This window comes from Pseudomonas putida (assembly GCF_026625125.1).
GTDB lineage: Bacteria > Pseudomonadota > Gammaproteobacteria > Pseudomonadales > Pseudomonadaceae > Aquipseudomonas > Aquipseudomonas putida_X.
Window position 1 is genome coordinate 1,426,517 of sequence record NZ_CP113097.1, and the last position, 17,560, is coordinate 1,444,076.

Annotated in this window: 18 protein-coding genes and 1 riboswitch; of the genes, 13 read left to right on the forward strand and 5 right to left on the reverse strand. The window is 64.3% G+C overall.

Annotated elements, in window-relative coordinates:
• The first annotated feature begins 46 nt into the window (after positions 1–46).
• Positions 47–880 carry a nucleoside triphosphate pyrophosphohydrolase gene (gene mazG, locus OSW16_RS06540; protein WP_267821714.1) on the forward strand — a complete coding sequence of 278 codons (834 nt, stop codon included), beginning with the start codon at positions 47–49 and terminating at the stop codon, positions 878–880.
• Positions 881–906: 26 nt separating this feature from the next.
• Positions 907–1,446 (forward strand): DUF2058 domain-containing protein, encoded by a 540-nt coding sequence (locus OSW16_RS06545; RefSeq protein WP_241802756.1) that lies wholly within the window; start codon positions 907–909, stop codon positions 1,444–1,446.
• Positions 1,447–1,721: 275 nt separating this feature from the next.
• Here the strand turns inward: OSW16_RS06545 and OSW16_RS06550 are convergent, their stop codons facing one another.
• From OSW16_RS06550 to purM, 4 genes are all read right to left on the reverse strand, one after another.
• Positions 1,722–1,904 carry a hypothetical protein gene (locus OSW16_RS06550; protein ID WP_241802757.1) on the reverse strand — a complete coding sequence of 61 codons (183 nt, stop codon included), beginning with the start codon at positions 1,902–1,904 and terminating at the stop codon, positions 1,722–1,724.
• Between the two features lie 165 nt (positions 1,905–2,069).
• The gene (locus OSW16_RS06555) at positions 2,070–2,780 is read right to left on the reverse strand and encodes a DUF3108 domain-containing protein (RefSeq protein WP_241802758.1); all 711 of its coding nucleotides are present in this window, start codon (positions 2,778–2,780) and stop codon (positions 2,070–2,072) included.
• An 8-nt stretch (positions 2,781–2,788) separates the two neighbouring features.
• Entirely contained in the window at positions 2,789–3,442 is a 654-nt protein-coding gene (gene purN / locus OSW16_RS06560; protein ID WP_267821719.1) for a phosphoribosylglycinamide formyltransferase, read from the reverse strand.
• Complete coding sequence (gene purM, locus OSW16_RS06565) at positions 3,442–4,500, reverse strand: phosphoribosylformylglycinamidine cyclo-ligase (RefSeq protein WP_012313138.1); 1,059 nt, start codon at positions 4,498–4,500, stop codon at positions 3,442–3,444. Before purM ends, purN begins: the two co-directional genes overlap by 1 nt.
• Positions 4,501–4,817: 317 nt before the next feature.
• On the opposite strand from purM, the gene OSW16_RS06570 reads away from it, so the two are divergent.
• The 5 genes from OSW16_RS06570 to OSW16_RS06590 all read left to right on the forward strand — a co-directional run bounded on the left by OSW16_RS06570 (position 4,818) and on the right by OSW16_RS06590 (position 9,808).
• On the forward strand, positions 4,818–5,885 hold the full coding sequence (locus OSW16_RS06570; protein WP_267821721.1) for a DUF2066 domain-containing protein: 1,068 nt from the start codon (positions 4,818–4,820) through the stop codon (positions 5,883–5,885).
• Positions 5,886–5,897: 12 nt separating this feature from the next.
• On the forward strand, positions 5,898–6,971 hold the full coding sequence (locus tag OSW16_RS06575; RefSeq protein WP_267821723.1) for an AI-2E family transporter: 1,074 nt from the start codon (positions 5,898–5,900) through the stop codon (positions 6,969–6,971).
• 689 nt (positions 6,972–7,660) lie between these two features.
• Positions 7,661–8,368, forward strand: a complete 708-nt coding sequence (gene hda, locus OSW16_RS06580) for a DnaA regulatory inactivator Hda (RefSeq protein ID WP_039601502.1) — start codon at positions 7,661–7,663, stop codon at positions 8,366–8,368.
• 126 nt (positions 8,369–8,494) lie between these two features.
• Positions 8,495–9,139 (forward strand): C40 family peptidase, encoded by a 645-nt coding sequence (locus OSW16_RS06585; protein WP_267821727.1) that lies wholly within the window; start codon positions 8,495–8,497, stop codon positions 9,137–9,139.
• Positions 9,140–9,274: 135 nt separating this feature from the next.
• Complete coding sequence (locus OSW16_RS06590) at positions 9,275–9,808, forward strand: C40 family peptidase (protein WP_267821729.1); 534 nt, start codon at positions 9,275–9,277, stop codon at positions 9,806–9,808.
• Between the two features lie 12 nt (positions 9,809–9,820).
• Here the strand turns inward: OSW16_RS06590 and OSW16_RS06595 are convergent, their stop codons facing one another.
• Positions 9,821–11,137, reverse strand: coding sequence for a PQQ-dependent sugar dehydrogenase (locus OSW16_RS06595; RefSeq protein ID WP_267821731.1), 1,317 nt, complete (start codon positions 11,135–11,137; stop codon positions 9,821–9,823).
• 192 nt (positions 11,138–11,329) lie between these two features.
• Positions 11,330–11,550, forward strand: a riboswitch (cobalamin riboswitch).
• A 117-nt stretch (positions 11,551–11,667) separates the two neighbouring features.
• On the opposite strand from OSW16_RS06595, the gene cobO reads away from it, so the two are divergent.
• From cobO to OSW16_RS06625, 6 genes are read left to right on the forward strand one after another with little or no spacing between them, the layout of a single operon-like run.
• Positions 11,668–12,279 (forward strand): cob(I)yrinic acid a,c-diamide adenosyltransferase, encoded by a 612-nt coding sequence (gene cobO / locus OSW16_RS06600; RefSeq protein WP_267821733.1) that lies wholly within the window; start codon positions 11,668–11,670, stop codon positions 12,277–12,279.
• A complete protein-coding gene (locus tag OSW16_RS06605; RefSeq protein ID WP_267821736.1) occupies positions 12,276–13,571 on the forward strand; it encodes a cobyrinate a,c-diamide synthase in 1,296 nt (431 codons plus the stop codon). The genes cobO and OSW16_RS06605 overlap by 4 nt, the downstream gene beginning before the upstream one ends.
• Complete coding sequence (bluB, locus tag OSW16_RS06610) at positions 13,568–14,218, forward strand: 5,6-dimethylbenzimidazole synthase (RefSeq protein ID WP_241802769.1); 651 nt, start codon at positions 13,568–13,570, stop codon at positions 14,216–14,218. Before OSW16_RS06605 ends, bluB begins: the two co-directional genes overlap by 4 nt.
• Positions 14,215–15,123, forward strand: a complete 909-nt coding sequence (gene cbiB / locus OSW16_RS06615; RefSeq protein WP_267821738.1) for an adenosylcobinamide-phosphate synthase CbiB — start codon at positions 14,215–14,217, stop codon at positions 15,121–15,123. Before bluB ends, cbiB begins: the two co-directional genes overlap by 4 nt.
• The gene (gene cobD, locus OSW16_RS06620) at positions 15,116–16,108 is read left to right on the forward strand and encodes a threonine-phosphate decarboxylase CobD (protein WP_267821740.1); all 993 of its coding nucleotides are present in this window, start codon (positions 15,116–15,118) and stop codon (positions 16,106–16,108) included. Before cbiB ends, cobD begins: the two co-directional genes overlap by 8 nt.
• Positions 16,105–17,559 carry a cobyric acid synthase gene (locus tag OSW16_RS06625; protein WP_241802772.1) on the forward strand — a complete coding sequence of 485 codons (1,455 nt, stop codon included), beginning with the start codon at positions 16,105–16,107 and terminating at the stop codon, positions 17,557–17,559. The genes cobD and OSW16_RS06625 overlap by 4 nt, the downstream gene beginning before the upstream one ends.
• Position 17,560 lies beyond the last annotated feature (1 nt).

Sequence of the window (17,560 nt, forward strand, 5' to 3'; positions counted from 1 at the left end):
TTTGTGGGCTTGCCCGCAACGAAGTCACCGCCGAAGGACCTGCTACATGACCTATTCCCTCGAAGACCTGCTGCACCTCATGGCCCGGCTGCGCGACCCGCAGTACGGTTGCCCGTGGGACCTCAAGCAGAACTACGCCAGCATCGTGGCGCACACCATCGAAGAGGCTTACGAAGTTGCCGACACCATCGAGCGCGGGGATTTCGAGCACCTTCAGGGCGAACTCGGTGATCTGCTGTTCCAGGTGGTCTACTACAGCCAGCTGGCCAGGGAGGAGGGGCGCTTCGAGTTCGACGGTGTGGTCGATGCGATTACCCGCAAGCTGATACGCCGCCACCCCCATGTATTTCCCACCGGCGAGTTGTACGCGCCGCTGGACACGCCGAGCCTGAGCGAGGCACAGGTCAAGTCGCGCTGGGAAGAGATCAAGGCCCAGGAACGTGCCGAGAAAAGCGAGCCTGAACAGCTGTCGCTGCTCGATGACGTGCCGGCGGCATTGCCTGCCCTGTCCCGAGCCGCCAAACTGCAAAAGCGTGCCGCCACTGTCGGTTTCGACTGGCCAGACGCATTGCCGGTGCTGGACAAGGTCCGTGAGGAGCTCGACGAAGTGTTGCAGGCCATGGCCGACGGGGATGCCGAGTCCGTCGAAGATGAAGTCGGCGACCTGCTGTTCGCGGCTGTCAACCTGGCCCGTCACCTCAAGCAAGACCCGGAAAATGCACTGCGTCGTGCCAACCGCAAGTTCGAGCGGCGTTTCCGCTTCATCGAACAGGCATTGCGCGACAGCGGTCGCCCCATCGAATCGTGTAACCTTGACGAACTGGACGCCCTTTGGGGGGAAGCCAAACGTCAGGAAAAGAACCTGCCCAGCTGCGGCTGAGTGGCTGCATAAGTGAGTGAACATCCATGAGTCTTTCCCTTCGCGATCAATTGCTCAAGGCCGGTCTGGTCAACCAGAAGCAGGTCTCCCAGGCCAACAAGGCCCAAAAGAAACAGAAACGCCTGGAGCACAAGGGCCAGGTCGAAGTCGACGACACCCAGCAGCGCCTGGCCAAGGAAGCGATGGCCGAGAAGGCCAAGCGTGACCAGGAACTGAACCGTCAGCAGCAGGAAAAGGCCGAACAGAAGGCCCGTGCCGCGCAGATCAAGCAGTTGATCGAGGCGACCCGCCTGCCCAAGCTCACGACCGAGGACTACTACAACTTCGTCGACGACAAGAAGGTCAAACGTATTGCGGTAAACGCCCTGATGCGTACCAAGCTGAGCAATGGCGCGCTAGCGATCGTGTCGTTTGGTGGGGGGTACGAAGTCATTCCGCGCGAGGCAGCGGTGAAGATCCAGGAGCGCGACCCTCATCGCATCCTGCTGCTCAATACCCATGTCGAGGAAGCGGATGAGGACGATCCGTATGCGGCGTACAAGATCCCTGACGACTTGATGTGGTAAGCATCAAGCACCCCGCCTTAGCGGTAGTGTCAGTCAGTTAGCGTTAGTGGGGCCGCTGCGCGGCCCATCGCTGGCAAGCCAGCGCCCACCGGTACAGCACACACCTCGAGTACTGCGCTGCCCCCAGGAAGTGGGACACCCAGCCAATGTCTTGTGGTACTCCATCCTGTGGGGCAACCGTCTTGCACAACTTCTAAAAGCTGGCGCGATCCCGGTGGGAGCCGGCTTGCCGGCGATGGGCCGCGCAGCGGCCCGAAATCAAAAACCTGTGCGGGTCATTGCGAAGTGCGCTGGTTTTCCTGCACTTCAAGCTCTGCCCGGTATTGGTGGGCTTCGTGTTCGTTGTGGAACATCCCGACCAATTCGCCTTGCTGGTGCACATCCCAGATCCGCACGCCAGCGGCCAGGCCTTCGTGGGACATTTTCGATTCGTCGCGTTCAGTTACTTGGACTGTCATCGTTAAACTCCACTGTTCAGTTGGTTGCGACATTCTGTCGCGCACCTCTTTTATAGAGTTTGTTAGCAGCCTAAGTAAATAAAATAGCCATGAAACAAGTTTCATGTTGCCCAGGCAAAAAGAAGCCCCGCACAGGGCGGGGCTACGGATCTTGCGGGCTGCGGCTTAGCTGCCTTTGACCGACTTGCCATCGACCGTACCATCCTGCAGCACGATCACATACTCCTTGCCATCGGTTTCGACCTGGCGCAGTTGGACCAGCAGGTAGTCCCAGTCCTTGGCGAACCACAGCTCGGTGATGCGCTTGCTCTGGCTTGGGTCGCGCACGCGCTCGACCTTCACCGCCTCGACCTGGCCGGTCTTGGTGGTGACTTTCTCAGTGCCCAGCACGCGGAAGTCGTAGGTGTCGATCTCGTCACCATCGACCACCTGGTAGGTCATGCTTTTCTTGCCAGCGGCCACATCATGCTGCAGCGCCAGCTGATAAGAGGACTTGTCCAGCACGCCGCGGTTGAGCGGCAGGCTGACGGCGTCACCCCGGTCGCTGCCGGTGACTTTCTTGCCGTTCCAGTCGAAGGTGAGGTCGACTTTCTTGGCTTTGCCCAGGCCGCCACGCTCGAAGTGATACTTCTGCGGCAGCAGGGTGTCGTTGTCCATGCGCAGGGTGCTTTGCTCGGTCAGGCTGGCGATCATCATGGAAGCCTTGAAATTAAGGTCCCAGGTACCGTTGGCATTCTTGACCAGGCTGCGCTCGGCAGTGCCGCTCATGGGAAGTTGCTTCCAGTCGGCGGTGTAACTGGCCGAGAAGGGTTTCAGATCGGCTGCCTGGAGGGGCAGGGCGAGCACGGCGAGAGCCAAGAGCAGGGCGCGACGCATAAATTCTCCTAGGGTCGGATCAAATGACCACTGGCCGGCAGTGGCTGGCCATCCAGTAATGCACCCTGTTCGCCCAGGCGCAAGCGCCCCTCGGCAAACCAGTGCACTGCCAGCGGGTAGATCTGGTGTTCCTGTTGGTGTACTCGCAGGGCCAGGCTTTCAGCGCTATCGCCTGACGCGACCGGTACCACAGCCTGTACGACCAGAGGGCCGCCATCGAGTTCCTCGGTGACGAAGTGTACGCTGCAGCCGTGCTCGGCGTCGCCTGCCTCCAAAGCCCGTCGGTGAGTATGCAGGCCCTTGTACTTGGGCAGCAGTGACGGGTGGATGTTGAGCAGGCGGCCCTGATAGTGGCGAACGAAGCCGCCACTGAGGATACGCATGAAGCCGGCCAGCACCACCAGGTCGGGCGTGAAGCCGTCGATGCGCGCCATCAGCGCTGCATCGAAGGCTTCACGGCCGTCGAAGCCGGTGTGGTCCAGTACGGCGGTGGCGATACCCGCCGCCGCCGCGCGTTGCAGCCCGTAGGCATCGGCGCGGTTGGAAATCACCGCAGCGATGCGTACCGGGCTGTTTTCACCATGGCTGCTATCGATCAAGGCTTGCAGGTTGCTGCCCGAACCCGACAGCAGTACCACTACATTGCAGGGCTCGCTCGGCATCAGTGTGCCTTGAGGTTCTGCAGCTCGACCTGGGCAGCGCCTTCAGCGGCTTGTTCGATGCGACCGATGACCCAAGGCTGCTCGCCTTCTGCACGCAGTACATTCAGTGCTGCCTCGACCTGGTCCTGGGCCACGCAGATGACCATGCCCACGCCGCAGTTCAGTACACGGTGCATCTCGTGCTCGTCGACGTTGCCTTTCTCTTGCAGGAAGTCGAATACCGCAGGGCGCTGCCAGCTGGCCACGTCAACCACGGCCTGGGCGTTTTTCGGCAGAACGCGCGGGATGTTGTCCAGCAGGCCACCACCGGTGATGTGGGCCATGGCCTTGACGGCGCCGGTCTGCTTGATCAGTTGCAGCAGTGGCTTGACGTAGATGCGGGTCGGTGCCATCAGCAGGTCGGTCAGCGGCTTGCCGTCGAGCTGGGTGTTCTCGATGTCGGTCGCCGACACTTCGAGGATCTTGCGGATCAGCGAGTAACCGTTGGAGTGCGGGCCGGAAGACGGCAGGGCGATCAGCGCGTCGCCGGTAGCGACCTTGGAGCCGTCGATGATCTCGGCCTTTTCCACCACGCCGACGCAGAAACCGGCCAGGTCGTAATCTTCGCCTTCGTACATGCCCGGCATTTCTGCGGTTTCGCCGCCAACCAGGGAGCAGCCGGCCAGCTCACAGCCGGCGCCGATGCCGGTGACCACGGTCGCGGCGACGTCGACGTTGAGCTTGCCGGTGGCGTAGTAGTCGAGGAAGAACAGCGGCTCGGCGCCGCAGACCACCAGGTCATTGACGCACATGGCGACCAGGTCCTGGCCGATGCTGTCGTGCTTGTTCAGGTTCAGCGCCAGGCGCAGCTTGGTGCCGACGCCGTCGGTGCCAGAGACCAGCACCGGCTGCTTGTAGCCGGCCGGGATCTCGCAGAGGGCGCCGAAGCCACCCAGGCCACCCATGACTTCAGGGCGTGCGGTGCGTTTTGCCACGCCCTTGATGCGTTCGACCAGTGCTTCGCCGGCGTCGATGTCTACACCGGCGTCCTTGTAGCTCAGGGAGGGTTGCTTGCTCATTGATCCAGGCCTTTAAGAGGGAGGGATTCGTAAAAACGACCGTGACGGCCAAGGCCGGCTGGGAGCGGCGGCTGCCTGAAACGTCAGTGGTCTGTGAAGGCGCGCGATTTTATCAGGGTTGCGGTGCAGCGGCCATCCTCAGGCCGACGGGCAGGGCAGTAAATTACTGAAAAGTCCTCGCGGCTGGTTGATGCAGCCCCTTCTGTATAAGCTGCAATCAGCGAGCCCCAGTCGCGAGTCAAAGCGCTGGGGTTCTGACTGCTTTTTCTTACAGCTTGAAGCTTGCAGCTTGAAGCTCGACTGGACAGGAATCCTCAATGCGTCTTCTCAATTATCTGTCAGCCGGCTGCCTTGCCTTGGTCAGTATCGCCGCCCAGGCCGAAAGCGTTTCCGGGCTCTATCAGGTGCGCGAACCGCTCGAAGGGCAGGGCGCTGAAGCCCGTACTGCAGCCACCACCAAGGCGCTCGATACGTTGGTGCTGCGCCTGACCGGCGACCCCAAGGCCCCGCAAAACCCGGCGCTGGCCGAGCTGCGCAAAGACCCGCAACAGATCATCAACCAGGTCGGTACCGAGGCCGGCCCGCCTGAGTCGGTGATGGTCGAGTTCGACCCTGGTAGCACCGAGCGGGCCTTGCGCAAGGCCGGGCTGGCGCTGTGGGGCAGCAATCGGCCGTCGATTCTCGGCTGGTGGCTCAATGACAGTGTCGAGGGCAGCAGCCTGGTTGGCGATGGCCAGACCAGCGCCCAGGCGCTGCGCCGTGCCGCCCAGCACCGTGGCCTGCCACTGCGCCTGCCGCTGGCCGACCTGCAGGAGCAACTGGTGGCCAACGCCAAACAGCTCGAAGGCAACGACCCGGCGCCACTGCGCGAAGCTTCCGAGCGTTATGGTGCCGATGCGCTGTTGGCCGTACACGCCCTGGAGGCTGACGGCAAGTGGCAAGGCAAATGGCAGCTGTGGCTGGGCGACAAGCGCGAGCAAGGCAGCGCCGAAGGCGCAGACCAGGCCGCATTGGCCGATGCTGTGATGCTGGCTGTCAGCAACCGCCTGGCCCCTCGTTACGTGACCCGGCCCGGCGCCAGCAGCCAGTTGCAGGTGCAGGTGCAAGGCGTGAACCTGCAGCGTTACGCTGAGCTCAACCGCGTGCTCGAACCTTACGGCCCGCGCCTGCAACTGGCCGACGGCAAGACCTTGACCTACGGCGTCACTGCCAACCCTGAGCAGTTGCGTGCACAGCTTGGCTTGGCCAAGTTGCAGGAGGTCCCCGCTGAGCAGGCGCCTCCCGCCCCGGCTACGCCTGCGCCTGGAGCCGAAGCTACGCCAGGGCAACCGGCAACGGCTGCTGTAGCCCCCAAGCCGTTCGACGGCCTGCGTTTTCGCTGGTAAGGATAAGCGACCATGACTGATATGCGCCGTTGGATCTGGGTGGGTGTCGCCCTGCTGATCGCCCTGCTTCTTTATGGCCTGCACAACATCCTCTCACCCTTTTTGGTGGGGATCCTGCTGGCTTATCTGGCCGATCCGCTGGTCGATCGCCTGGAGCGCATGGGGTTGTCGCGGACCTGGGGAGTGGTGGTGGTCTTCGGCCTGTTCACCTTGATCCTGCTGGCACTGCTGCTCATCCTGATCCCGATGCTGGCCAAACAGTTGGTGCGGCTGTATGAACTGACGCCGCAGATGCTCGACTGGTTGCAACATGTGGCGCTGCCCTGGGTGCAGAGCCGCCTGGGCCTGGCCGACGGGTTCTGGAAGTTCGACAAGATCAAGGCCGCGGTCAGTGAACACATGGGCCAGACCACGGACATCGTTGGCATGCTGCTGTCCCAAGCCACTGCCTCGAGCCTGGCGCTGCTGGCCTGGCTGGCCAACTTTGTGCTGATCCCGGTGGTGGGCTTCTATCTGTTGCGCGACTGGGACCTGATGATGGCCAAACTGCGCAGCCTGCTGCCGCGCCAGCGCGAGTCGCAGGTGGTCGGGCTGGCCGCAGAGTGCCATGAGGTGTTGGGGGCCTTCGTGCGGGGCCAGTTGATGGTCATGCTGGCGCTCGGGGTGATCTATTCCGCCGGGCTGATGCTGGTGGGGCTGGAGCTGGGGCTGCTGATCGGCATGCTGGCCGGCCTGGCGGCCATCGTGCCCTACATGGGCTTCATCATTGGCATCGGTGCGGCGCTGGTGGCCGGGTTGTTCCAGTTTGGCGGCGACCTGTACCCGATGCTGGGCATCGTCGCAGTGTTCATGGTCGGCCAGGCGCTGGAAGGCATGGTGCTGACACCGTTGCTGGTGGGGGACCGTATCGGCCTGCATCCGGTGGCGGTGATCTTCGCCATCCTTGCCGGGGGCGAACTGTTCGGCTTTACCGGCGTGCTGCTGGCCTTGCCAGTGGCTGCAGTGATCATGGTGTTGCTGCGCCATGTGCATGATCTGTACAAGGAGTCGGACATGTACGCGGGGGAGGTCGACCCTGATCTGTAAGCTACTGTCTTGCTCTACTTCTAAAAGCTGGCGCCATCCAAGTGGGAGACTGCCGGCGATGGGCCGCAAAGCGGCCCCAGATGCTCGTTGGTGCCGTCGAGGGCGCTCGGGGTAGTACAGCTCCGCTATGGGGGCTGCTACGCAGCCCATCGCCGGCAAGCCGGCTCCCACCACGACCGCACCGTTCTTCAGGCCTGCGCTTTACCTTTGGAAGCAACCGTCTTGCCCAACTTCTAAGGCCGGCTCCCACCGCGACCGTGCAGTTCTTCAGGCCTGCGCTTTACCTGTGGAAGCAACTGTCTTGCCCAATGTCTAAAGGCAGGCGCAATCCATGTGGGAGCCGGGCTTGCCGGCGATGGGCCGCAAAGCGGCCCCCGATGCTCGCTGGTTCCGTCGAGCACGCTCGGGCTATTACAGGTCATCTATGGTGGCTGCTACGCAGCCCATCGCCGGCAAGCCGGCTCCCACCACGACCGTGCCGTTCTTCAGGCCTGGGCTTTACCGGTGGAAGCAACCGCCTTGCCCAATTTCTAAAACCCGGCGCAAACCCTGTAGGCGCCAAACTGTCTTGCAACTCTTTGATTTTGCTTGTGCTACGTGCCTTCGCGATTGTGCCACCCGCGTTGCGGGTATAGACTTTGCACACCGATCACCCTAGGCCCCCTGTGGTCTCCCGACCGCCCGCGAGCATGAAACCACCGATCCAGTTGCCCCTGGGTGTGCGCCTGCGCGATGACGCCACCTTCATCAACTACTATCCGGGCGCCAATGCAGCGGCGTTGGGCTACGTAGAGCGGCTGTGCGAAGCCGACGCCGGCTGGACCGAGAGCCTCATCTACCTATGGGGCAAGCAGGGTGTCGGCCGTAGCCACCTGTTGCAAGCCGCCACTCACCGCTTCCAGCAGCGGGGCGAAGCCGCTGTGTACCTGCCGCTGGCGCAGTTGCTCGATCGTGGTATCGGGTTGCTCGATTACCTGGCGCAGTACGAACTGGTGTGCATCGACGACTTGCACGTGATTGCCGGCAAGGCAGAGTGGGAAGAGGCGATGTTCCATCTGTTCAACCGCCTGCGCGACAGTGGTCGGCGCCTGCTGCTGGCCGCCTCGGCCTCGCCGCGCGAACTGCCGATCAAACTGCCCGACCTCAAGTCCCGCCTGACCCTGGCGCTGGTATTCCAGATGCGCGGGCTGTCTGATGAAGACAAGCTGCGCGCCCTGCAATTACGCGCTTCGCGCCGTGGCCTGCACCTGACCGACGAAGTCGGCCACTTCATCCTGACCCGTGGTACGCGCAGCATGAGTGCCCTGTTCGACCTGCTCGAGCGGCTCGATCAGGCTTCTTTGCAGGCACAGCGCAAGCTGACCATCCCGTTCCTGAAAGAAACCCTTGGCTGGTAAGCCCTTGAATACGGTGCTTTGAGCGGCAAAACGAAAAAGTCACATCTTTTTCGATAAAATTTGCAAATGGGCCTGATAGAAGGCATAGTTTCCCCCTTCTAAAGGACTACAGACACGGTCGTGCCCATGCTCAAGCGCTTCGCACCCCTCGTGCCCCTCGCACTTGTGACCCTGCTGATTGGCTGCGCGGCCCAAGGCCCTGTTTCCCAGCCCCAGGATCACACCCCGGTCGCCGCCCAGTCGGCGCCCAAGGCCAAAGCTTCGGTATCGTCCGTGTTCGGCGAGCAACCCGAAGTGGCCACTGAAGATGACCTTCAGGCGTTCTCCAGCACCAGCAAGCCTTATCAGTTGCCAGCCTTGGCCGACAGCATCCTCGAACGTGGCATGTCGCTGATCGGTACCCGTTACCGCTTCGGTGGTACCTCGCAGGCGTCCGGTTTCGATTGCAGCGGTTTCATCGGCTACCTGTTCCGCGAAGAGGCCGGCATGACCCTGCCGCGCTCGACCCGCGAAATGATCAACGTCGATGCGCCCAAGGTGGCCCGCAACAAGCTCAAGCCGGGTGACCTGCTGTTCTTCAGCACCAATGGCCGTGGCCGTGTCAGCCATGCCGGCATCTATCTGGGTGACAACCAGTTCATCCACTCCAGCAGCCGCCGCAGCGGTGGTGTGCGCATCGACAACCTCGGTGATCGCTACTGGAGCAAGACCTTCATCGAGGCCAAGCGCGCCCTGGCCATGGCGCCGGCGAGCAATCTCGCACGCAACTGATATCAAAATGATGTACCCTGCCACGGCGACGATGCTTGAAAAGCTAGTCGCCGTGCGCATTTACAGAATGCGTCTAATCTAAATTCTCAACACTTTTCGGTTGCAGCCCAGCGATCTCAGACAGGATGTTCTGCCATGGTGATGATGGCGCGCTTCGCACTCCTTTCCCTGGTGGCATTGCTTGCCGCCTGCTCCAGCCGTGCCCCGGCACCGGCGCCTGTGACACAGCCTCAGGTCTCGTACAGCCAACCTCCTGCTTCGCCGATTGCCAACGACGTGCTGATGCGCGCGATCGGCCTGGTGGGTACGCCGTATCGCTGGGGCGGTAACACACCCGATTCCGGTTTCGATTGCAGTGGCTTGATCAACTACGTCTACCGGGATGCGGCGGGTATCAGCCTGCCTCGCTCCACCCGAGAGATGATCGTCATGCGTGCTCCGACCGTGGATGTCCACTCCCTGCAATCGGGCGACCTGGTGTTCTTCGCCACCAGCGGTGGCTCGCAGGTCAGTCACGCCGGTATCTACGTGGGCGAAGGGCGTTTCGTGCATGCTCCGTCCACCGGTGGCACTGTACGTCTGGATTACCTGTCCAACAGTTACTGGTCCAAAGCCTACCTGCAGGCAAAACGGGTGATCACTCAAGGGCATCTGGCGCATAACCCTTGATCGCGCAAGGCGCTACGGCGCCTTGCTTACCCGCCACACCACGTTGCCCACATCGTCTGCCACCAGCACGCCGCCGCGATGGTCGTTGACCACGCCTACCGGTCGCCCCATGGCGTTGCCATCGCCATCCAGAAAGCCGCTGAGCAGGTCGATGGGTTTGCCGACAGGTTTGCCAGCCGTGTCGAATGGCACGAAGATCACCTTGTAGCCACTGTGCGGTTGGCGATTCCAGGAGCCATGCTGGCCCACGAAAGCACCCTGGTCGAACGGTGCAGGCAGCGCACCGGGCTCTGCAAACGCCAACCCCAGTGATGCGGTATGGGGCCCCACGGCATAGTCCGGCACAAGTGCCTGCGCGACTTTTTGCGGGTTCGGCGGCACGACCCGCTCATCGACGTGCTGGCCGTAATAGCTGTAGGGCCAACCATAAAAGCCGCCATCTTTCACCGATGTGATGTAGTCGGGCACCAGGTCACTGCCGATCTCGTCACGCTCGTTGACTGCCGTCCACAAGGCACCAGTACGCGGCTCCCAGGCCAGGCCGTTGGGGTTGCGCAGCCCAGAGGCAAAGATCCGGTGCGCGCCGCTGGCCGCATCGACCTCCCAGATCGCAGCGCGTCCCTGTTCCTGTTCCATGCCGTTCTCACCGACATTGCTGTTGGAGCCGACTGTCACATACAGCTTCTTGCCATCGGCACTGGCAATGACGTTCTTGGTCCAGTGATGGTTCAGGGGCCCCGCTGGCAACTCGATGACCTGCTCCGGCGGTTCGCGAAGCTGCAGAGCCCCCGAGGTGTAGCGAAAGCGCAGCAGCCTGTCGGTATCGGCGACATAGAAATCCTGGCCGATCAGTGCCATGCCAAACGGCGAATTGAGCCCGTCGATGAAGGTCGTGCGGGTGTCGGCAACGCCGTCATGGTCGGCATCGCGCAGCAAGGTGATGCGGTTGGCGCTGGGCACCGCGGCACCGGCGCGCTTCATCGCCCTGTCCATGGCCCAGCCACGCAGGCCCTTGCCATCATCAGGCCTGGGCGGGGCATTGGTCTCTGCCACCAGCACATCACCGTTGGGCAGTACATGAAGCCAACGCGGGTGGTCGAGGTTGTCGGCGAAGGCTTTCACCTGTGTGCCTGCTGCCGCCTTGGGTTTTCCACCCGTTGGCCAGCCGATGGCCGGCGCGATGTTGACGGTGGGTATCAACGTCTTTTTCGGTGGGGGCAGCTGTACAGACGGGCCGCTGCCCTCACTGACCTCCAGCATGGCCCTCTCGGTGCAGCCCGCCAGGCAAGCGCCCAGTACCCAAGGAAAGACAACACGCATGTGTTTCATGTCTGCACCCCTGTGACGATGCTCTTGAAGATTCAGAGCCGGGAGAACGGCCAGTGGTTCAGCTGAGCACTTCCCGGTCGTAGCGGCCGATCCGCTCGCAGCGATCCATGAGCAATCGATCATGCGCCTTTATCGGCATCAGATCGCTGCCAAATCACCCCCTTCGATTGACGCTCCCGGTGCAACACTCTAACCTTCGCGCGTGTTTCAGGTGCCCTGCAAGCCCGTCTGGGCAGGGTGAAACTGGGAAGCCGGTGTGCGCCTATAAGGTGCGAGTCCGGCGCTGCCCCCGCAACGGTAGGTGAGTCAAAAACCGCGCACGGCCACTGGATGCCAGTATCCGGGAAGGCGCGCGGGCCCGGGCCAACGCCCGCTCACGAGCCCGGAGACCGGCCTGTCACTGCCAACGGCATCACGGAGGGTGATGCGCGGTGCACCGTGGCGTCTGGCCACGGCCCTGCGCGCTCTCCGTCTGCCCGCCTATCGACCTGTCGCCGTGTCTTACGCGGCGACAGCCTGCGGAGACCCCCATGAGCGAAACCACCGAACGCGACGAACGTCACCTGGCGCGCATGCAGCGCAAGAAGGCGATCATCGACGAGCGCATCGCCAATTCCCCTAATGAGTGCGGCCTGCTGCTGGTGCTGACCGGCAATGGCAAGGGCAAGAGCAGTTCGGCGTTCGGCATGCTCGCACGCGCCTTGGGCCATGGCATGCAGTGTGGCGTGGTGCAGTTCATCAAGGGCCGCAACAGTACCGGCGAGGAGCTGTTCTTCCGGCGCTTCCCCGAGCAGGTGCGTTACCACGTGATGGGCGAAGGCTTCACCTGGGAAACCCAGGACCGCCAGCGCGACATTGCCGCCGCTGAGGCAGCCTGGGCGGTTTCACGCCAGCTGCTGCAGGACCCGAGCGTCCAGTTCGTGGTGCTCGACGAGCTGAACATCGCCCTCAAGCACGGCTACCTCGACCTCGATCAGGTGCTTGGCGACATCCAGGCGCGCCCCCCCATGCAGCATGTGATCGTCACTGGCCGCGCGGCCAAAGCCGAAATGATCGAACTGGCCGACACCGTTACCGAGATGGGCATGCTCAAGCATGCCTTCCAGGCGGGTATCCGTGCACAGAAGGGCGTCGAACTGTGAGTCAGACGCGCCACTGCCCAGCCGTCCTGATCGCAGCACCGGCATCTGGCCAGGGCAAGACCACCGTGACCGCAGCCCTGGCCCGCCTGCACCGCAACCTTGGGCGCAAGGTCCGTGTGTTCAAATGCGGGCCTGATTTTCTCGACCCGATGATCCTCGAGCGTGCCAGCGGGGCGCCAGTGTACCAGCTCGACCTGTGGATGATCGGTGCGCAGGAAAGCCGCCGCCTGCTGTGGGACGCGGCGGGTGAGGCCGACCTTATCCTGATAGAGGGCGTGATGGGGCTGTTCGACGGCACCCCGTCCAGTGCCGACCTGGCGCGCCACTTCGGCGTGCCGGTGTTGGCGGTGATCGATGGCACGGCCATGGCCCAGACCTTTGGTGCACTGGCCCTGGGGCTGGCGCGCTACCAGCCCGACCTGCCGTTCGCTGGGGTGCTCGCCAACCGTGTCGGCAGCCTGCGCCACGCGCAGTTGCTCGAAGGCAGCCTGACCGAAGGCCTGCGCTGGTACGGCGGGCTGTCGCGCGAGCGCGGTATCGAGCTGCCCAGCCGCCACCTGGGGTTGGTGCAGGCCAGCGAGCTGAATGACCTGGATGCGCGTCTGGACGCTGCCGCCCAGGCACTGGGCAGCAGCTGCGATGCCGCATTGCCGCCGCCGGTGGCATTCGCCGCGCCGCAGGACGTGCCCTGCACCGCCTCGCTGGCGGGTGTGCGCATTGGCGTCGCCCGGGACGCAGCGTTCGCCTTCACCTACGGCGCCAACCTCGACCTGCTGCGCAACCTGGGCGCACAGCTGGCGTTCTTCTCACCGCTGCACGACCGCGCGTTGCCCGATGTAGACAGCCTGTACCTGCCGGGCGGCTACCCGGAGCTGTACCACCATGCGCTGGCCGCCAACGCCCCGATGTGCGCCGCGATCCGTGCGCACCACGGCGCCGGCAAGCCGTTGCTGGCCGAGTGCGGTGGCATGCTCTACCTGCTCGATGCCCTGACCGACGTAGCCGGTGAACGTGCAGCGCTGCTCGGCCTGCTGCCCGGCGAGGCGACCATGCAAAAACGCTTGGCGGCGCTGGCCCTGCAAGCTGTGGAGCTGCCCGAAGGCACTCTGCGCGGCCACACCTACCACCACTCCCTGACCAGCACCGAGCTGCAGCCCATCGCGCGCGGCCTGAGCCCCAACGGCGGGCGCGGCAACGAGGCGGTCTACCGCCTTGGGCGGCTCACTGCATCCTATGTGCACTTCTATTTCCCCTCCAACCCAGAGGCGGCGGCGGCGCTGTTGCGGCCATGAGCGAGCACGCCTTCAGCGATGCCGAGCGCGCGGCCGTCTACCGGGCAATCGGCGAGCGCCGCGACATGCGCCACTTCGCCGGCGGCAGCGTTGCGCCTGACGTGCTCGGCCGCCTGCTCGGCGCGGCGCACCAGGCCCCCAGCGTTGGCCTGATGCAGCCTTGGCGGTTCATCCGCATCAGCCAGGGGGATCTGCGCGGGCGGATCCAGGCGCTGGTCGAGGAGGAGCGGGTGCGCACGGCCCAGGCCTTGGGCGAGCGCAGCGACGCCTTCATGAAGCTCAAGGTAGAAGGCATCAACGACTGCGCCGAAGTCCTGGTGGCGGCATTGATGGACAACCGCGAGCCACATATTTTCGGCCGGCGGACCTTGCCGGAAATGGACCTCGCCTCGCTCGCCTGCGCCATTCAGAACCTGTGGCTGGCGGCCCGTGCCGAAGGGCTGGGGCTGGGCTGGGTATCGTTGTTCGACCCGCAGGCATTGGCTGCGCTGCTGGGCATGCCTGCCGGCGCCAAACCGGTGGCGGTGCTGTGCCTGGGGCCTGTGACCGAGTTCTATCCGGCCCCCATGCTGGTGATGGAAAACTGGGCCCAGGAACGGCCTTTGAGCGACATGCTGTATGAGAACCACTGGGGAGAGCGCCCATGAGTGTCGCCTTGCTGACCGTGGCCGGTGTGGCCCTGGATGCATTGTTCGGCGAGCCGCAGCGGCGCCATCCGCTGGTGGCCTTCGGTAACCTGGCGTCGAGCCTGGAGCAGCGCCTGAATGCCGGTGGGCGTGGTTGGCGCAGCCACGGCGTGAGTGCCTGGTTCCTGGCCGTGGTGCCCTTGACCCTGGTGGCGCTGATCCTCTCCTGGCTGCCCTACATTGGCTGGCTGGTGGATGTGCTGGCGCTGTACTGCGCCCTGGGCCTGCGCAGCCTTGGCGAGCATGTGCTGCCGGTCGCCAGCGCGCTGCGCCAGGGTGATCTGGAGGCGGCGAGGCGCCGCGTCGGTTACCTGGTCAGCCGCGAGACCCGCGAGCTCGACGAGCCGGCCGTGGCCAGGGCCGCAACCGAATCGGTGCTGGAGAACGGCAGCGATGCCGTGTTCGCCGCGCTGTTCTGGTTCATCGTGGCCGGAGCGCCGGGCGTGGTCCTGTACCGCCTGAGCAATACGCTGGATGCCATGTGGGGCTACCGCAATGAACGCTTTGAGCGCTTCGGGTGGTGCGCGGCGCGCATCGACGATGTACTCAACTATATTCCCGCAAGGCTGGTGGCACTGACCTACGCCTTGCTCGGCAAAACCCGCCTGGCGCTGGCCTGTTGGCGCAGCCAAGGCCCGTTGTGGGACAGCCCTAACGCCGGGCCGGTGATGGCGGCGGGGGCCGGTGCGCTGGGTGTCGAACTCGGTGGCCCGGCGGTGTATCACGGTGAGCGCCACGAGCGCCCGCGCCTGGGCGAAGGCCCGGTGGCCGATGCCGGTGCCATCGAGCGCGGCTGGGCCCTGGTGCAGCGTGGCGTGTGGTTGTGGTTGCTGGTGATCTGCGTGGGAGCCTACTGCAATGCTTGAACATGGCGGCCGACTGCTCAGGGCAGTGCGGCAATACGGGATTGCCCGGGAGGCCTGGCTCGATCTGTCCAGCGGTATTGCGCCGTGGGCCTACCCGGTGCCGCCGATCCCGGCGCACGCCTGGGCGCGGCTACCCGAGACCGAAGACGGCCTCGAAGAGGCGGCCCGCCAGTACTACGGTGTTGGCCAGTTGTTGCCGGTAGCGGGCTCGCAAGCGGCGATCCAGGCCCTTCCGCATCTGCGCCCGAGCGGTCGTGTCGGGGTGCTGTCGCCGTGCTATGCCGAGCATCCACAGGCCTGGCGACGCGCCGGGCATCACGTGATCGAACTGGATGAAAGCGAGGCCCAGGCGTGCCTGGACAGCCTCGATGTGCTGGTGCTGGTCAACCCGAACAACCCCACCGGCCACCGCGTGCCGCGCGATCGCCTGCTGGCATGGCATGCCCGCTTGGCCGAGCGCGGCGGCTGGTTGGTGGTGGATGAAGCCTTCATGGACAACACGCCCGAGCACAGCGTGGCCGGTTGCGCCGAACGCCCTGGGCTGATCGTGCTGCGCTCGTTCGGCAAGTTCTTCGGCCTGGCCGGTGTGCGCTTGGGCTGCGTGGCAGCCGAGCAGCCACTGTTGCGGCGCATGGCCGACCTGCTGGGCCCATGGACCGTCAGTGGCCCGACCCGGGTGCTGGCCCAGGCGTGTTTCGCCGACCGGGCAGCGCACCCGCTGCAGATCGAGCGTTGTGCCCGTGCCAGCCAACGGCTTGCCCGGCTGCTGGAAAACACCGGCCTGGCCCCCGCAGGTGGTTGCGACCTGTTCCAGTACGTACGCTACGAGCGCGCAGCGCACCTGCATGACTTTCTGGCCCGCCGCGGCATCCTGGTGCGCCTGTTCGAACAGCCACCTGCCGTGCGCCTGGGCCTGCCCGCCTGCGCTGCTGAAGAGCAGCGGCTGGCCCAGGCCCTGGCCGATTATCAGAAGGAAATGGCATGACCACCCTCATGGTGCAAGGCACCACCTCCGACGCCGGCAAGAGCACGCTGGTGACCGCCCTGTGCCGGTGGCTGCTGCGCCAGGGGGTGGCCGTGGTGCCGTTCAAGCCGCAGAACATGGCACTCAACAGTGCCGTGACTGCCGATGGCGGTGAGATCGGCCGCGCCCAGGCGGTGCAGGCCCAGGCTTGCCGCCTGGCGCCGCACACCGACATGAACCCGGTGCTGCTCAAGCCCAACAGTGACACCGGCGCCCAGGTCATCATCCATGGCCGCGCGGTCACCAGCATGAATGCGGTGGCCTATCACGACTACAAGGCCATCGCCATGCAGGCGGTACTGGCGTCCCACCAGCGCCTCAGCGGCCAGTACCCGGTGGTGATGGTCGAAGGTGCAGGTTCGCCTGCCGAGATCAACCTGCGTGCGGGTGACATCGCCAACATGGGGTTCGCCGAAGCGGTCGACTGCCCGGTGATTCTGGTCGCCGACATCAATCGCGGCGGCGTTTTCGCCCACCTGGTCGGTACCCTGGAACTGCTGTCGCCGACCGAGCAGGCCCGGGTCAAGGGCTTCGTCATCAACCGTTTCCGTGGCGACATCGCCCTGCTGCAGCCGGGCCTGGACTGGCTGGAGCAGCGCACGGGCAAGCCGGTGCTGGGTGTGCTGCCGTATGTCACCGACCTGCACCTGGAGGCCGAAGACGGCATCGATGTACGCCAGGCGGCCAAGGATGAGCGCGTGCTCAAGGTGATCGTGCCGGTGCTGCCGCGCATCAGCAATCACACCGACTTCGACCCATTGCGCCTGCATCCTCAGGTGGACCTGCAGTTCATCGGCCCTGGCCAGCCGATTCCGCCTGCCGACCTGATCATCCTGCCTGGCTCCAAAAGCGTGCGTGGTGATCTGGCGCAACTGCGCGCGCGCGGTTGGGATACCGCCATCGCCCGCCATCTGCGCTACGGTGGCAAGCTCATCGGTATCTGTGGCGGCCTGCAGATGCTGGGCCGTGAGGTGCATGATCCGCTCGGCCTCGAGGGGCCTGCCGGGTCCAGCCCGGGGCTGGGCCTGCTCGATTACGCCACGGTGCTTGAGGCCGAGAAGCAGCTGCGCAACGTAGCCGGGGCCTTGCACCTCGGACAGTCGCCTGTGGCCGGTTACGAAATCCATGCCGGCGTCACCCAAGGCCCCGCGCTGGAGCGCCCCGCCGTGCAACTGGCCGATGGCCGCAGCGACGGAGCCATCAGCGCCGACGGGCAGATCCTCGCCACCTACCTGCATGGCCTGTTCGAAGGCAGCCAGTCATGCGCAGCGCTGCTGCGTTGGGCGGGCCTGGCGGACGTGCAGCAGATCGATTACCAGGCCCTGCGCGAACGGGATATCGAACGCCTGGCCGACCTGGTGGAAAAGCACCTGGACACCGCGCAACTGCGCAAACTTTGTGGGCTCGCCTGAC

Excerpts from the sequence above, each read along its gene's own strand:
- mazG (WP_267821714.1), top strand. The coding sequence starts at position 47 with ATGACCTATTCCCTCGAAGACCTGCTGCACCTCATGGCCCGGCTGCGC.
- OSW16_RS06545 (WP_241802756.1), top strand. The coding sequence starts at position 907 with ATGAGTCTTTCCCTTCGCGATCAATTGCTCAAGGCCGGTCTGGTCAAC.
- OSW16_RS06550 (WP_241802757.1), bottom strand. The coding sequence starts at position 1,904 with ATGACAGTCCAAGTAACTGAACGCGACGAATCGAAAATGTCCCACGAA.
- OSW16_RS06555 (WP_241802758.1), bottom strand. The coding sequence starts at position 2,780 with ATGCGTCGCGCCCTGCTCTTGGCTCTCGCCGTGCTCGCCCTGCCCCTC.
- purN (WP_267821719.1), bottom strand. The coding sequence starts at position 3,442 with ATGCCGAGCGAGCCCTGCAATGTAGTGGTACTGCTGTCGGGTTCGGGC.
- purM (WP_012313138.1), bottom strand. The coding sequence starts at position 4,500 with ATGAGCAAGCAACCCTCCCTGAGCTACAAGGACGCCGGTGTAGACATC.
- OSW16_RS06570 (WP_267821721.1), top strand. The coding sequence starts at position 4,818 with ATGCGTCTTCTCAATTATCTGTCAGCCGGCTGCCTTGCCTTGGTCAGT.
- OSW16_RS06575 (WP_267821723.1), top strand. The coding sequence starts at position 5,898 with ATGACTGATATGCGCCGTTGGATCTGGGTGGGTGTCGCCCTGCTGATC.
- hda (WP_039601502.1), top strand. The coding sequence starts at position 7,661 with ATGAAACCACCGATCCAGTTGCCCCTGGGTGTGCGCCTGCGCGATGAC.
- OSW16_RS06585 (WP_267821727.1), top strand. The coding sequence starts at position 8,495 with ATGCTCAAGCGCTTCGCACCCCTCGTGCCCCTCGCACTTGTGACCCTG.
- OSW16_RS06590 (WP_267821729.1), top strand. The coding sequence starts at position 9,275 with ATGGTGATGATGGCGCGCTTCGCACTCCTTTCCCTGGTGGCATTGCTT.
- OSW16_RS06595 (WP_267821731.1), bottom strand. The coding sequence starts at position 11,137 with ATGAAACACATGCGTGTTGTCTTTCCTTGGGTACTGGGCGCTTGCCTG.
- cobO (WP_267821733.1), top strand. The coding sequence starts at position 11,668 with ATGAGCGAAACCACCGAACGCGACGAACGTCACCTGGCGCGCATGCAG.
- bluB (WP_241802769.1), top strand. The coding sequence starts at position 13,568 with ATGAGCGAGCACGCCTTCAGCGATGCCGAGCGCGCGGCCGTCTACCGG.
- cbiB (WP_267821738.1), top strand. The coding sequence starts at position 14,215 with ATGAGTGTCGCCTTGCTGACCGTGGCCGGTGTGGCCCTGGATGCATTG.
- cobD (WP_267821740.1), top strand. The coding sequence starts at position 15,116 with ATGCTTGAACATGGCGGCCGACTGCTCAGGGCAGTGCGGCAATACGGG.
- OSW16_RS06625 (WP_241802772.1), top strand. The coding sequence starts at position 16,105 with ATGACCACCCTCATGGTGCAAGGCACCACCTCCGACGCCGGCAAGAGC.